Origin of the sequence: Nitrosomonas sp. H1_AOB3 (genome assembly GCF_015709435.1) — a bacterium.
GTDB classification, from domain to species: domain Bacteria; phylum Pseudomonadota; class Gammaproteobacteria; order Burkholderiales; family Nitrosomonadaceae; genus Nitrosomonas; species Nitrosomonas europaea.
The window spans coordinates 512679-526629 of the sequence record NZ_CP054389.1; the positions used below are offsets into that span (position 1 = coordinate 512679).

Genomic DNA, 13951 nt, shown 5'->3' on the forward strand with positions numbered 1-13951 from the left:
AGAATCGCCAGAATTTGACTTTACTCGCATATTGTTTATTCGGAATCTGATTAGATAAATTCTAGCCAATGTTGATTTATTCTCTCATCCCCGCGCGGGGAGGGTCAAAAGGCGTGCCGCATAAAAATATCCGGTTGTTATGTGGCAAGCCGCTGATTACCCATTCAATTGAAATTTCGCTCAAATCGCCTTCCATTCAGAAAACGTTTGTCAGCACCGATTCGGAGAAAATTGCAGAGGTAGCGAGAAATGCCGGTGCAGAAGTGCCTTTTCTGAGGCCGGCCGATCTGGCACAGGACGATACGCGCGATCTGCCGGTGTTCCTGCATTTTCTGGGCTGGCTGGAACAAAACCATGTGCCTCTTCCCGATGCCATTTTTCAGTTCCGTCCTACCTCTCCTGCGCGCAGGGTTGAAAAAATAGAGGAAGCGGTCGAACTCCTGAAAAAACATCCGGAGGCCGATTCTGTGCGTGGAGTGACCGAGCCGGCGCAGAACCCTTACAAGATGTGGACCATCGATGACAATGGTTTCCTGCGGGCTCTGCTGAATATTCCCGGTGTTCCGGAACCTTTTAACGAGCCCAGGCAACGTTTGCCTGCGGTCTACTGGCAGGTCGGTTATCTGGATCTGATACGTACCCGGACGATTCTGGAAAAAAAATCCCTCACGGGCACCCGCATACTGCCATTGAAGATTGAAGGCAGAGATTCGATCGATATCGATGATGAATTTTCGTTTCAACTGGCTGAGTTTCTGATGGAAAAACGGGGAGTCACCCTTTGAAGATTTCAGCTTTGAAGGCTGTGGTAGTCGGACTGGGTTCCATCGGAGTCAGGCATCTCAATAATTTGTATACACTCGGGGTTCGGGAATTGGGCGCAGTGCGTACCCGAAATTTACCGCCTCCCGCACAGATCATCCCGAAAAATGTGCAGCTGTTTCAGAGCCTCGATCAGGCACTCAAGCAAAACTTTGATCTGGTGGTGGTGGCCAATCCGACTTCGTTACACCTGAAAACCCTTGTCAGGGCGCTTAAAGCTGGATGTCACGTCTATGTGGAAAAACCTGTCGCACATGAAAAACGGCATTTGTCCGAGTTGATGCGCTGTGTTGATCCGCGCGGGCCTCGCGTGCTGGTTGGTTGTCAGCTCAGAATGCATCCGGGATTACGGAAAATCGAAGAGTGGATGCAGCAGGGCAGACTGGGAAAAATCTATTCCGTACAGGTCGATCTGGGCGAGTATCTGCCTGACTGGCATCCGTGGGAGGATTATCGGCAGAGTTATGCGGCACGGGCTGATCAGGGAGGCGGTGTCATACTCACACTGATCCATGAGCTGGATTATCTGCACTGGCTTTTCGGCAAACCTAGGAGTGTCTTTGCCATCGGGGGGCATCGAACCTCATTGGAAGTCACGGCAGAAGATACAGCGCTCATTTCATTCGAAACGGAGCAGGGGATCTGTGTTCAGCTCCGTATGGATTATTGGCGCAAACCCCCGGTTCGGCATATGAATATCGTTGCTGAAAAGGCTATCGTCGATTGGGATTATCCTGCGCGCCTCACTACACTGCAGCAGAATGGGCATCTCCTGGAGGAAGTCATCCTGGCACCTTCCTGGGATCGGAATGAACTTTTTCTGTCCATGATGAAGGAGTTCATCGAAGGTATTCCCGGCGGATCGATTCCGCGAGTCACTTTGCAGGAGGGTATCGATGTGCTGAATACAGCGCTTGCAGCCAGACAATCTCTTCAAACCGGACGGCAGGTCAGATTATGAACCAACTCTATAAAGGAACGCCCTTTGATCTCAGCGGGCGGGCCGTTCTCATCAGCGGTGCGACGGGCCTTCTCGGTACGGAATTCGCTCTTGCAGCTGCTTCAGCCGGTGCGGACCTGATACTGGGTGATCTGGATGGTAACCGGCTGGAGCTATTGAAAAATGAAATAATTGCTTCCCATCCGGATGTACACGTCCTGATTCAGGTGCTGGATGTGACCCGTGCGGATTCATGCCAATCCATCGCACAATTATGTGAAGATCGGTTTGGCCGGATCGATGGGGTCGTTCATAGTGCCGCGATCGATCCGAAATTTGAGCAAGGCTCTGATACTTCCCGCTTTTCAAAATTTACTGAATTTCCCCTGGCGCTTTGGCAGATTTCTCTGGATGTCAATCTGACGGGTGCATTCCAGCTCGCACAGGCCACCTGCAGAATAATGGAGAAATCCGGCAGGGGATCCGTCGTTTTTCTCGGATCCAATTACGGTCTCGTGGGGCCGGATCAACGTATCTACAAAAAAGCCGGGCAGGAAGCGCAGACCTATAAACCAGCGGTGTATTCGGTGTGTAAGGCAGGGTTGCTGGGGCTCACCAAATTTCTGGCTGCCTATTACATGAATACGTCCATTCGCATCAATCTGCTCACGCCCAGCGGTGTCTGGAATAAACACGATTCCGAGTTTACCGGTCACTATTCTTCGCGAACCATTCTGGGGCGTATGTCGGAAAAAGAGGAGTATCGTGGAGCCATCCTCTTTCTGCTTTCGGATGCATCCAGTTATATGACGGGTGCAAATCTGGTCATCGATGGGGGATGGACAGCGTTATAGGTATTTTTCTGCGTATCCATTTCAGTCAAAAGGAAGATTTTATTTTCTTGTCTGAATAGCACCGATGGAAAGCTGCTGTTTCCTTGATCAGTTGCTTTCGTTCTTCAGCATATCCCAACAGCGTGCAAGGGATTCGAAAATGACAGGGTTACTGGAAATCGCGGCGATTTCGTGATTCAGCCAGAATGAAGGTTTGGTCCAGTTGAAGCTTCCGAAGATCGACCAGACACGATCACCCTCTTCAATCAGTACAAATTTGAGATGCATGGGCAGAGAGCCGGAAGGCTGGATGCGTCTGAACCGGATTCCGGCGTTGGCCAGACGCTGTTCCACCCTGGGTGTGACACGCCTGAGGGTGGATTCGGCCAGTATTTCCAGTGCAACGCCCTGCCTTGCAAGCCCGGCCATGATATCGACCGCGCTTTCCATCCGGATATGCGAGGCTGCGATGCGGACACGTGCGCCGCTGCCGATTTTGCATAAAAATTGCACGACAGGATGTGCACCGGTCCGGGGCCAGAAATAAATATCGGTATCTGTACCATGGATATCACTGCTCGTATCAGCGGTGAACCGGTAGAAAAGCCCGGGCGGTGACTGGTGCAGCCGTCTTGCATGTTCTGTCAGTTTCTCGACCAGAACCGGATCCTTGAGACCGATCAAAGCGTTGTAACCACAATCCTGATCACCGATCTCCCGGATGATATCGGGATCATCTCCCGGGCCGTTGCCTGATGGATTGAAGGAGCCGATGAAGGCAACGGGCTCTGGGTGCGAGAAACAGTAGAGTTTCTCGTGCAGCTGGGGTTTCCATGATTTCGTTGCGGGTGACGGTACACCGGGGAGGGTAACGATGCGCAATGCTTCACCCAGCCCGTCAGGCCCCGAGAGCAGGGCGATCACTGCATCATTGGCGTATGGAATACGCGGTCTGCCTTCGAGGGTCAGCGTAACGCGGACGCCCCGTTTGTGCGCCTGAATGAGTGCTTTGGCAAGACGAAGGTCACGGAAATAATAGGTTACCCAGTTGATAGTACCTCCAGCAGGTACAGCTGTGATCTGTTCTGCCAGGATATCGCGCAGGTGGCCGGGTGTCTGACCGGGGCTGCCAAAATGAACTTCCGGGGATGGAATCGTCCTCATTTGTGAAAAACCGGTATCCCATTCAATGAAACCTGCATAACGGTACAAGCGCGTAATGGGGTGGATCGGTTGCCGGCCGGTGCAAATCAGACAGGCATTTGCTTTGTCGGAGGCCATATTATTCAGGAGTATTCGTGTTATTGGCCTGATCCGGTTTCTTGCGCATTGTCTGCTCTTCCAGGAGAGCGACATAACGCGGGAGGACATCAGCGCCGCCGACATGCAGCATTTCTTCGATGAAGCGCTGACGATGCGCCTCCACATAATAGGAATCGTATCCCGCGGTTAAAAATCTGTCGATCATTGTGTACACATCATCCCGGCATTTCAGTTCTGTTTCCGGCATGAAGTGAGCCAGAGCAGACCGGCCGGCGTGGAGATAATCGGCTGCCATCACCGGTTTTTTTGCCTTGACAGCCTCAAACACCACCGAAGTAGCCAGATCGATGATGATATCGGCCCAATTCATCAGAGAAATCGAATGCTCGCTGTCTTCTGCCACACGTACGTTTGCAAGCTGGCGCAGAGAGGCGCTGCCAGTCAGCGGTTGTCTCCAGCCTCCCCGTGTATGGGGCTTGATCACCAGTTCCACTCCCGGAAATGTGGCGATCATGCCAATGATTTCACCGACTTCTTCCCAGAATGTGGTGAATTCGCTTTTTCTCAGGAACATGACGATTCTGAGGCGGGTGTCCTGGTTGGTTTTTAACCGGGGGACTGGTGACAGTGTGGCAAGTTTATCCAGCCATTCGTCGCAGTAGCGTGGTGAACCCAGAACGGCAATCGCCTCGTTGCTCAGAAATGGCCGGAAACGGGTTGCACACAATTCGTTGGGAACTACGAGTTTGTCGAATATTCTTGCAGCCGAGTACAAGGCATCCGGCTTCAGAACCCATTCATGATGGCGTATCAGCTGACTGGCATGCGGGCTGTCACCATGCGGTAGAGATACCGCACCGAGACCCCGGGCTTTTGCCATCGTTACAACGATCTCAACCCATTCGATCGGGACAGGCGAATCGCTGGTGATCCAGTCGAACACAACTACTCCACCTTCATTCCCATCGCTGAAGCTATGCTCCAGCAACCGTCCGGCAGTGCTTTGCCAGACTGCTGTACGTTTTTGAGCATCATATTTTCGGGCCAACTTCTCGATAAGTTTGCCAATCAGAAAAAGGCGCTTCACGCTTCTGTTCAGGAGAAGTGTCTGCAGGCGCCATTGCATAAACTTCAGCGGGGATAGCAAACGCCGGATAGGGGCGACTCGAACGCGGTCGAGCGTGCTCAGGAACTTGATGCGGTAATCCTTGAGAAATTTGGGACGGCCCAGCAGAACTACGAGACTTTCATGACCAGATTCTGACCATTTTGAAATTACCGGCGTGATGTGATCGATATCGTTGTAATGGCGCAGAAAAAATAAAGCTTTCATAGTGAGAATGATTGTGGCTGCCAGTGCAGAGTAGTTCAGTTTCCTGCCTGGCAGGCGGGATTACCACCGGATTATTTGACAAGTAAATAGAGGCTGGAAATGGGATCATGCCTTAGCCAGACCTGATATGGCGTAAGCATACAATGAAGCCAGATCCGGAAAATTGCAGATTTTGCCAGCTTATGACGGTATTGCCAATTCTCAGGCGATGATCGGAGAGTATCCTGAATCTTGAAAAGGTATCGAAAACATTGAGAAATTCATTTGTGGTAATAGAGGAGGGCGAGCGAAAACTAATGGGTCGGCTCGGTGCTGGATGTGAGTGACAGCAGATCGGTGAATACAAAACCATCTCGATGGACAGTTTCTCCCAACACTACGTCTATCGGATTCTGAAACATGGGCCCATCGAATGAGAAGGTATGGAACTCACCATATTCACCGCAAGGATCAACGCTACCCGGAATATCATCTAAAAAAGATTCGTTGTACTCCCTGCCCGCGAAACTCTCCGGAATACGTTTCGGATCAATGCAGGTGATCACAGCCTTTAATCCACCGGCCACCATCTCCCGGGAGAGGGTTTTTGTTGGAATGCCCCAAAGCGGAAAAATGGGTGTTATCCCGGTTCCATTCAGACGATCTTCCCGATACTGCCGCACATCTTCGAGCAGGAGATCGCCAAATGCAAAGCACTCAATGTTTTCCTTTCTGGCGGAATCAACAAACGCAGACATGGCGGATGCATATTCGTCATTGCTGCAAGGATAGGGAATCTCGATGATGTGTAGCGGCAGACCGGCACTTTCTGCTTGTTGCTGTAGCAGTGCCACCCTTACGCCATGCATGACAACACGATCAAACACTTTGTTGACTGTGCAAAATAACCCGATCACATCGACATGCGGATCTTGCCGCAGGACATGAAGCGCCCATGCACTGTCTTTGCCACTACTCCAGGAAAGAAAAGTTCTTTTGCGCAATAGACTGGCCTTTGTAGAGTCCATACGTATTGATATTGGAAATCCGGCTGACAGGAGCCGGATAGTGAGCGGGGTAAGCGTTAAGTTTTGGTTCTGTTGATTGCTTTATCGTAAATCTTATTGTTTTCCCTTTTGCCTACAGCAATAACGAAAACAACGACTTCCTGATTATTGATTTCATAAACAAGTCGATAGCCTGCAGAGCGGAGTTTGATTTTATAAGCGTTATCAAAACCACGTAGTTTATTAGGCTGAATATGAGGATTTTCCAGGCATTTTTTTAATTTGTTTTTAAATTGGGTTTTGATGCTGCTGTCCAGTTTATCCCACTCTTTTTTTGCACTTGGCAAAAATTTTAATTTATAAGTCATCAAGCGATACTTCAATTGCCAAATGTTTTTCCGCTTGCCTGGCCTTAACAATTTCGCCTAATTCATAATCTTCCAATTTCTCCATCAACAACTCGTATACCTCGGCTGGAACAAGGTAAGCGGTTGGCAGGTTATGGTTGAGAATAGCGATAGTCTCCCCTTCGGCTTTTCTTAACAAAGCTGTTGGATTTTTCTTTAATTCAGAGATGCTTGCGCTAAATGAAGCCAGTATTTGGTGCATAAATACTCCAGTGAGATCCAAATAAAGCGCTTATATTAGCATCTTATTTAGAGTATGCAAGACTGTGTGTGCGGTAACCAGATACCAGATAACACTCGAATTAAGTCACTTTGCAAGGCGGCATCAGCCTGGACGAATTGTCAGGCCGCAGCTTCATTACGGGGATGCGAGCTCCAGGATTTCCTGGCCCATGAGCACGCATTCGCTACTGAGCGGGTAGTAGATCAGCCGCATACGGTATTTACCTTTGTAAACTGTACCGCCAACTTCAAACACCAGGAACTTCTGTTTCCTGTTGGCCGGGTTGCGGATAGATGGCAGAGCAATTGCTTTCGGATCGACGTGTGCACGGTCATCACCATCGACATGAAAGGAAAGGAGCTTTTGGGCCTGCAAAATCGCTTCTGATCCGCACTGTGGCAATGCCAGCGAAGGCAGTGGCAACAACAGTAAAAAAACGATCAAGAGGCGCATATCTTTTCTCCGGTTTATCGTAAAAAGTTGAAAAGGCGCTGCTTTATGGTGAAGTGTCCTGCTGAAATTTGCTGGAGCACGCCGACTCCAGTCGCGGATTAGGCGCTATGCTTAATGACACTCCACGCGCGGAGCTTATCGGCTCGCGGAATAGCAGCATTCGCCGGACTTGTGGAGGGAAGCTGCACATACTCGACTGTGGGAGCGTCTTGTAAGAACGGTTTGACATGTCGGGCATACAGTGTTGCTGCCTTCGCACCGTTAAAACACACCCGTCGGATGTCAGGACAGGCCGTGAAAAAGTGACCGAAGTCGTTTGGCACGATCGTATGCGCTACGATATCAGCATCCAGACTGCTTTCGCGCGTACATGACTGCAGCACATCCCAGAGCGCAACGCCATGATCCTTTAGCGAAGATACGCGTAGAGGATATGCGCTTGTGGCATCGAAACCGAGAATCTCCGCAGTGATTCTCCAGAAGAGGTTTTGCGGGTGAGCATAATACTGCTGCTCACGAAGTGAAACTTTCCCGGGCATCGTGCCAAGAATCAATACCCATGAGCCTGGGCTTGCAATCGGAGGAAAACTACGGCAATGCATCGTTGCGGTGCCTGATGTTTTTCTGCAATCGGTTGTTAGTTGCCATGCGAGCTACCTGTTAGCAATTCTTTTAATAACCCAAGATCCGGAACGTCTTGAAATTTAGCCACGCCAGGTTCTAATAGGTGCCAACTGGAAATGGTGCTGATACACAAATGTGCAATTACAGTAGCTTTTACCGAAACTGGAAGCAAACCGACGGGAACCCAGTATAAATCGAGATTTCTTAACGGATTCGGAACAGGTGAGCCGCACCTTGAGCAGAAATCTGACCGAAAACCAGTATCCTTGACCCATGAACTTATGAAATCTTTACCTTTGATGAATCGAAGATTTTCTTTAGCGACAATTGTGGACGAGTTTGAGGTACTTCCGCTCTGCTTTTTGCACAGAGAACAATGACATTGATATATATTGAATTCGTTTCCATCGATTTCGAACTCTACACTTCCACATAGACAATTCCCTTTCATTTTTCTCTTCTGGTTAACGTTTGAAATTATCCGCACCGAAGGCATCGGCTGATTGAATTGTTATGTTTCCAGCCATTTATACATAACCTTAATCGTTAGGAGCTGAGTGTCGCATAGATACCAGCAACCACAAAAAGACTGGATACAAAGACGAGTATGAACCCAAGCACATGGTTGCTCCGGGTGTAGCCTCGATGCTCCAGTATCTTGTGCCAGCCTGACATTGCGACCCAGACGAGCACTACGAAGGAGCTGATGAACAAGCCAAAGCCAATGAAACCAGCGACGAAGGGGTACTCTGGAACCAACAATGCTCGAAACTTCATGATGGCAACGGACCCTGCCATGAATGCAACAGCAACACCGAGGTGCTCCAAATATGAGATGACCTCCTCAAGTGGCTTCATCTTGAAGTTTCTCATCATGGTATCTAGCCGTGCTTTCATGTGCCTCCTTCTTTTGCTACTAACGTCGAGTTAGCAGTCATTTCGGACTCTCCGCATACGCTGTGATAGATGGTACTTAACCGCCCGCCCCAACGTTGCCACCTCCCTCGCCGCTGCATGTGCGCCAGTCAAGGCAGGACTCTGATGACCGGTTACCTCTCCGTTGGCACGTTGATACAACACCTGCTTGAAGTTTCCCCAGAACATGTTCATCTGCCCGTTCATGCGCTCGACTTCGTCATAAATTGCAGGTTCGTAAAGATGCGCGAGTGCCGTCAGCTCATCTGCTTCGCCGCATATCTCCAGATATCGCGCATCGTACCCGGCCTTGGTCGTGTTCGCTTGCAACAGAATGACTAAGTTCGTGATTGAGAACTCGCGCTCAATCTTACTGACAATTTTGTGCATGACGACCAGCCTCTTTAGCATCTCCGCTTGGTCTAGGGCCTGCTGCTTGCGAAGGTGCCTCTCTACCTCCATAGCTGCCAGGAAAGCTTGATTCCTCACTTGGTTGCGAGCCTGAACAAATGCAGTGAGGGCGACGCCACCTAGAGCAGCAAGTGCGGCGACGATTGGCGCAATGACGGATGCGTCCATGACAGCTAACGTAATATATACGACACTGGATGTCCGATAATCTGGCTCATTTGTCGCATAATCTCCTTTAAATAGTGCTAACAATATGATTGTTAATAAATAAATTTCTGGAATATTCTAATTCTTACTGGAAGATACGATATTTGTATCGATCGAAAGAGCAGCTGACCGGTATCATTCTTCCAGAAGTTGTACGGCTTCCCTAACGGCTGGCATAAAGCTGGTCGATTTCACCTTGGTAGTGCTCATAAATCTTTTTCCGCTTCAGCTTGAGGGTCGGAGTGAGCATTTCATTCTCTACTGTCCAGGGGTCGGAAATCAGTAATGCACGGTGAACCTTGGCATAGCCAGGGAATCCGCTGATCTGGCGTGCGATTTTCTCCAGAATGATTTCTTCCGCATACTCGTCGCACGCCAGTGCATGGGGATCATTTTTTGCATTGCAGTGGGTGGCGACAACTTCCCATCCGCGCTTGCTCAGTACTGTCAGTGCGCTCAGATAGGAGCGGCCTTCACCGACGATCATGATCTGTTCGAAGATCGGATCACGCAGAATGGCTGCCTCCATATCAGCTGGCGGGATTTTTTCACCAGTAGAAGTAACGATGATGTCTTTCAGCCGGCCGGTGATGGTGACTCTGCCTTGTGCATCGATACTGGCGGTATCTCCGGAATTGAGCCATCCGTCTGCGGATAGAATGGCATGAGTGGCTTCCGGATTGTTCCAGTAGCCGAGCATGACATTGGGTCCGCGAATCAGCAGGGCATTCTGTTCTCCCAGCTTGACTTCCACACCGGGAGCAGGGCGGCCGACGCTTGACGGGAGATTATCGTCCAACCGATTGGCACAGACAACCGGGCTCGTTTCAGTCAGGCCGTATCCTTGCAGGATAGGTAATCCCAGGCCGATGAAGACACGTGAGATCTCCGGTGATAATGCCGCACCGCCACTCATGACCTGCCACAAACGGCCTCCCAGTTTTTCCATGACCTTGCGCGCAACCAGTTTATCGAGCAGCGGCCACAGCAAGTGTGAAACCTGCCAGCCGGCTCGTTTCTGTTGTCGTTCAAACCGGCTGTATCCTATATCGACTGCCAGTTTGAACAGCAGTCTGGAAATTGCAGGCCCTTCCGCCAGTTTGGCCTGTATTCCTGCATAGATTCTTTCATAAATTCTGGGAACCGAAATCAGGATGGTCGGCCGGATGATCAGCAGATCATCCTGCAATTGGCGGATGGACCGGGCATACGCTACCGTGGCACCGCACAGCATGGGTACGTAATAGCCCGCCGTGCGTTCGAACGTATGTGATAGCGGCAGGAAAGACAGCAGTACATCATCCGGTCTGACAGTGACAACCTGTGCACTGCTGTATGCGTTGGACAGAATATTGTTGTGGCTCAGCATGACCCCTTTCGGGCGGCCGGTCGTCCCTGACGTGTAAATGATGGTGGCCAGTGCATGAGGGTCGTTTTGCACGGAAGGGATATCGCCCGGTGTTTCCGGCAGCCAGTCCTGCAGTGCGATGGCGCGCTTGTCGCCCGTCTGGTGAACATCTTCGGGGGAAGCATCCAGAATGACGATACGCTTCAGTTGCTGAAGTCCGGGCATGGCCTCGTTCATGGCTTCCCATCGCGTCATGTTTTCCAGCAGCAGTAGCGCGGTGCCTGCATTATCCAGACACCAGGCCGCATTTTCTGCCCGATCTTCGGTATAAAGCGGGACGACCACCAGCCCCAATCCCAGTGCAGCCTGTTCAAACATCACCCACTGCGGGCAGTTGCGTGCCATGACTGCTACCCGGTCACCAGGAGAGAGATTTTCCTGTGAAAGTGCCATCTGCCAGCGTTTGACGGCATTCGCCATGTCGTCCCACGTGTAATCCCGCCAGATTTCCTCGCTGACATCGTAGTCGCGGTAGGCTGTAGCATGGGGAGAACGTCTGACACGTTCTCTGAACAGGCCGTCGAGTGTTCGGGCCGTTTCGACCGGAATCATGTCCAGGTTGTGAGTGGGCAGGGTGTGGGTCGTCGGGTTCATAGCGGGGCTTCTCCGTGTGAATTGCCTGTCTGGCGGAGATCAGCAGGAAAATCATCCACCATGATGACCCGGCGCCGCAGGGTTTTCATCTGTTCAAGCGAGGCGGCTTCTTTACTGGTAATGATCCCTTGTGCCAGCGCCTGGTTGATTTGCTCATGTTCGTGGGCGGTGATCGCTTTATCTTTGACGGCTTGCCGCAATCTGGCCTCGATGGGTTCGCAGTCGATGGTACAGGCCAGGGCTTTTTTGAGCAGGGCCAGTGGTTCATTATCCTGCTCGGGCAGGTAGATGCCTGCCGTCAGGCGATCACGTACTTCCCCGGGGGTCAGAATGAGCCGTGCGACTTCATGAGAGAGTGAGTCGGCAGGGGGCAGGCAACGCATACCCCGCGGAAAAATGATGAACCGCAGCAATCCTCGCGTGATTCTGCTCACGGGGAAATTGAGCAGAAACTCATGGAATGCCTGCTGGGTACGATAAAGCGCATCCTGTACCGACCAGTGTAACAGAGGCAGATCTGCCGCAGGGCGGCCATCATCCTCAAAACGCTTGAGGGTGGCCGAGCACAGATACATCATGCTGAGAATGTCACCCAGGCGCGCAGAAAGACGTTCACGCCGTTTGAGTGCGCCACCCAGCTTCAGCATGGCGATATCGGTCAACAGTGCGAATGCTGCGGAGAAGCGTGTCAGTTGCCGGTAGTAATTCACTGTTTCGTGCGTTACGTTTTGCGGTATGTCTTTGACCAGCCGCGTGCTGAATCCGTAGATCAGACTGTGGAACGCATTTCTGAAGGTGAAGACGATATGCCCGGTCAGCGCCTCGTCAAATGCCCGTAATCCACGTTTTTTGTCCTGATCCCAGGCAGCATCGATTTCTCGCAGTGTGAAAGGATGGGCACGGATGGCGCCTTGCCCGAAGATGATCATATTGCGTGTCAGGATGTTCGCGCCTTCCACCGTGATGCCTACGGGTGTCTGCTGATAGGTTCTCGCCAGATAATTGGAGGGGCCCAGGCAGATGCCCTTGCCACCGTGAATATCCATGGCGTCATTGATGATCTGCCGGCTGCGTTCGGTCAGATGATATTTGACGATTGCGGAAATGACGGAAGGTTTCTCGCCCAGATCGACCGCGCCGGCAGTCATGACACGTGCTGCATCCATCATGTAGGTGTTGCCGGCGATACGCGCAAGCGCTTCTTCTACACCTTCGAAATAGCCGATCGGTAATTTGAACTGTACACGTACCCGGCCATAGGCCCCGCTGCTCCAGGCCGACAGCTTGGCTGCACCGACACTGGTGGCCGGCAGCGAAATCGACCGGCCGACGGAGAGGCTGTTCATCAGCATGCGCCAGCCTTGCCCTACTTTGTCCTGTCCGCCGATGACCCAGTCCATGGGAATGAAGACATCCTTGCCGGAATTGGGCCCGTTCTGGAAAACTCCGTTCAGGGGATAATGCCTGCGGCCGATCTGGATACCCAATGTACTGGTTGGGATCAGCGCGAGCGTGATGCCGATTTCTTTTTCGTTTCCGAGTAATCCATCCGGGTCGTACAGTCTGAAAGCAAGCCCCAGTAGTGTGGCAACTGGTCCCAGCGTGATGTAGCGTTTCTCCCAGTTGATGCGAATACCCAGTACATCGGGCTGGCCATCGAATACCCCCCGGCACACGATACCGGTGTCAGGAATCGACCCTGCATCTGAACCGGCGTCCGGCCCGGTCAGCGCAAAACAGGGAATCTCGCTGCCATTCGCCAGCCGTGGCAGATAGTGATCTTTTTGTTCTTCCGTTCCGTAATGCAATAGCAGTTCAGCCGGGCCGAGTGAATTGGGCACCATCACAGTCACTGCCGCCGTATTGCTGCGCGAACTGATTTTCATGACTACTTCCGAATGCGCCAGTGCAGAAAAACCAAGTCCGCCGTATTCCTTGGGGATGATCAGCGAGAAAAAGCGGTTTTCCCGGATGAACTGCCAGACGTGAGGGGGCAGATCGTGGCGTTCATGGGTGATGTGCCATTCATCGAGCATGGCGCATAACTGTTCAACCGGTCCGTTGAGAAAGGCTTTTTCTTCCGGGGTCAGCTCCGGTTTGGGGTAGGCAAGCAGCTGATTCCAGTCGGGTTTGCCGCTGAACAGCGCCCCTTCCCACCATACCGTGCCGGCATCGAGTGCTTCCTGCTCGGTTTGCGAGATTTGAGGCAACAGCTTGCGAAAGATTCTTAAAACAAGGCTGGAAACAATATTGATACGCAGGAACGGCACTGCGAACAGTGCCACACTCGCCACGATCAACAGGATAAGTACAACAAGAAATTCAAGCATGATTCCTCCCCGAGTTTTTGAGTGGTTTTCAGGAACTTCTGATCAGATCCCACATGGCTGCACACTGTATTTTGCGGATGGAACGCAAGGTGAGTGAGGCAGTGAATGGTTGGCCTTCACAACGAGCTCAATGCTGCAGTCCGTCTGCAAAACCAGCACCCTGCAGGGTTGTGGCAAAATCATGCGCTCACTGTGTCGCACT

General features: G+C 51.5%; 15 protein-coding genes. 3 read left to right on the plus strand and 12 right to left on the minus strand.

Annotation, left to right across the window (positions count from 1 at the left end; genetic code table 11):
- The first annotated feature begins 68 nt into the window (after positions 1-68).
- From HRU73_RS02510 to HRU73_RS02520, 3 genes are read left to right on the plus strand one after another with little or no spacing between them, the layout of a single operon-like run.
- Positions 69-785, plus strand: coding sequence for an acylneuraminate cytidylyltransferase family protein (locus HRU73_RS02510; RefSeq protein WP_281871617.1), 717 nt, complete (start codon positions 69-71; stop codon positions 783-785).
- Positions 782-1783 carry a Gfo/Idh/MocA family protein gene (locus tag HRU73_RS02515; protein WP_287399324.1) on the plus strand — a complete coding sequence of 334 codons (1002 nt, stop codon included), beginning with the start codon at positions 782-784 and terminating at the stop codon, positions 1781-1783. Before HRU73_RS02510 ends, HRU73_RS02515 begins: the two co-directional genes overlap by 4 nt.
- Positions 1780-2616: an SDR family oxidoreductase gene (locus tag HRU73_RS02520; protein WP_287399325.1), complete on the plus strand. Its 837-nt coding sequence runs from the start codon at positions 1780-1782 to the stop codon at positions 2614-2616. The genes HRU73_RS02515 and HRU73_RS02520 overlap by 4 nt, the downstream gene beginning before the upstream one ends.
- Before the next feature lie 87 nt (positions 2617-2703).
- On the opposite strand, the gene HRU73_RS02525 is transcribed toward HRU73_RS02520, so the two are convergent.
- From HRU73_RS02525 to HRU73_RS02575, 12 genes are all read right to left on the minus strand, one after another.
- A complete protein-coding gene (locus HRU73_RS02525; protein WP_287399327.1) occupies positions 2704-3876 on the minus strand; it encodes a phospholipase D-like domain-containing protein in 1173 nt (390 codons plus the stop codon).
- Position 3877: 1 nt separating this feature from the next.
- The gene (locus tag HRU73_RS02530) at positions 3878-5191 is read right to left on the minus strand and encodes a hypothetical protein (RefSeq protein WP_287399329.1); all 1314 of its coding nucleotides are present in this window, start codon (positions 5189-5191) and stop codon (positions 3878-3880) included.
- A gap of 293 nt (positions 5192-5484) precedes the next feature.
- Entirely contained in the window at positions 5485-6198 is a 714-nt protein-coding gene (locus HRU73_RS02535) for a Dph6-related ATP pyrophosphatase (RefSeq protein ID WP_287399330.1), read from the minus strand.
- A gap of 56 nt (positions 6199-6254) precedes the next feature.
- Positions 6255-6545 carry a type II toxin-antitoxin system RelE family toxin gene (locus HRU73_RS02540; RefSeq protein ID WP_011112127.1) on the minus strand — a complete coding sequence of 97 codons (291 nt, stop codon included), beginning with the start codon at positions 6543-6545 and terminating at the stop codon, positions 6255-6257.
- Positions 6535-6786, minus strand: a complete 252-nt coding sequence (locus HRU73_RS02545) for a type II toxin-antitoxin system Phd/YefM family antitoxin (RefSeq protein ID WP_011112126.1) — start codon at positions 6784-6786, stop codon at positions 6535-6537. The genes HRU73_RS02540 and HRU73_RS02545 overlap by 11 nt, the downstream gene beginning before the upstream one ends.
- Before the next feature lie 156 nt (positions 6787-6942).
- Positions 6943-7260 carry a hypothetical protein gene (locus tag HRU73_RS02550; RefSeq protein ID WP_276817825.1) on the minus strand — a complete coding sequence of 106 codons (318 nt, stop codon included), beginning with the start codon at positions 7258-7260 and terminating at the stop codon, positions 6943-6945.
- 98 nt (positions 7261-7358) lie between these two features.
- Positions 7359-7862 carry a DNA-deoxyinosine glycosylase gene (locus HRU73_RS02555; RefSeq protein WP_287399332.1) on the minus strand — a complete coding sequence of 168 codons (504 nt, stop codon included), beginning with the start codon at positions 7860-7862 and terminating at the stop codon, positions 7359-7361.
- 35 nt (positions 7863-7897) lie between these two features.
- Complete coding sequence (locus tag HRU73_RS13365; RefSeq protein WP_353765072.1) at positions 7898-8380, minus strand: GFA family protein; 483 nt, start codon at positions 8378-8380, stop codon at positions 7898-7900.
- Positions 8381-8430: 50 nt separating this feature from the next.
- Positions 8431-8781: a hypothetical protein gene (locus HRU73_RS02560; protein WP_287399333.1), complete on the minus strand. Its 351-nt coding sequence runs from the start codon at positions 8779-8781 to the stop codon at positions 8431-8433.
- Between the two features lie 30 nt (positions 8782-8811).
- Complete coding sequence (locus HRU73_RS02565; RefSeq protein ID WP_287399334.1) at positions 8812-9378, minus strand: hypothetical protein; 567 nt, start codon at positions 9376-9378, stop codon at positions 8812-8814.
- Positions 9379-9580: 202 nt separating this feature from the next.
- Positions 9581-11419, minus strand: a complete 1839-nt coding sequence (locus HRU73_RS02570; protein WP_287399335.1) for an AMP-dependent synthetase/ligase — start codon at positions 11417-11419, stop codon at positions 9581-9583.
- Positions 11416-13749, minus strand: coding sequence for an acyl-CoA dehydrogenase (locus HRU73_RS02575; RefSeq protein ID WP_287399336.1), 2334 nt, complete (start codon positions 13747-13749; stop codon positions 11416-11418). Before HRU73_RS02575 ends, HRU73_RS02570 begins: the two co-directional genes overlap by 4 nt.
- Between the last annotated feature and the right edge of the window lie 202 nt (positions 13750-13951).

Bases quoted from the DNA above. Each gene is read 5' to 3' on its own strand.
- HRU73_RS02575 (WP_287399336.1), bottom strand. From the start codon at position 13,749: ATGCTTGAATTTCTTGTTGTACTTATCCTGTTGATCGTGGCGAGTGTG.
- HRU73_RS02555 (WP_287399332.1), bottom strand. From the start codon at position 7,862: ATGCATTGCCGTAGTTTTCCTCCGATTGCAAGCCCAGGCTCATGGGTA.
- HRU73_RS02520 (WP_287399325.1), top strand. From the start codon at position 1,780: ATGAACCAACTCTATAAAGGAACGCCCTTTGATCTCAGCGGGCGGGCC.
- HRU73_RS02570 (WP_287399335.1), bottom strand. From the start codon at position 11,419: ATGAACCCGACGACCCACACCCTGCCCACTCACAACCTGGACATGATT.
- HRU73_RS02540 (WP_011112127.1), bottom strand. From the start codon at position 6,545: ATGACTTATAAATTAAAATTTTTGCCAAGTGCAAAAAAAGAGTGGGAT.
- HRU73_RS02525 (WP_287399327.1), bottom strand. From the start codon at position 3,876: ATGGCCTCCGACAAAGCAAATGCCTGTCTGATTTGCACCGGCCGGCAA.
- HRU73_RS13365 (WP_353765072.1), bottom strand. From the start codon at position 8,380: ATGCCTTCGGTGCGGATAATTTCAAACGTTAACCAGAAGAGAAAAATG.
- HRU73_RS02565 (WP_287399334.1), bottom strand. From the start codon at position 9,378: ATGGACGCATCCGTCATTGCGCCAATCGTCGCCGCACTTGCTGCTCTA.
- HRU73_RS02535 (WP_287399330.1), bottom strand. From the start codon at position 6,198: ATGGACTCTACAAAGGCCAGTCTATTGCGCAAAAGAACTTTTCTTTCC.
- HRU73_RS02545 (WP_011112126.1), bottom strand. From the start codon at position 6,786: ATGCACCAAATACTGGCTTCATTTAGCGCAAGCATCTCTGAATTAAAG.
- HRU73_RS02510 (WP_281871617.1), top strand. From the start codon at position 69: ATGTTGATTTATTCTCTCATCCCCGCGCGGGGAGGGTCAAAAGGCGTG.
- HRU73_RS02560 (WP_287399333.1), bottom strand. From the start codon at position 8,781: ATGAAAGCACGGCTAGATACCATGATGAGAAACTTCAAGATGAAGCCA.
- HRU73_RS02530 (WP_287399329.1), bottom strand. From the start codon at position 5,191: ATGAAAGCTTTATTTTTTCTGCGCCATTACAACGATATCGATCACATC.
- HRU73_RS02550 (WP_276817825.1), bottom strand. From the start codon at position 7,260: ATGCGCCTCTTGATCGTTTTTTTACTGTTGTTGCCACTGCCTTCGCTG.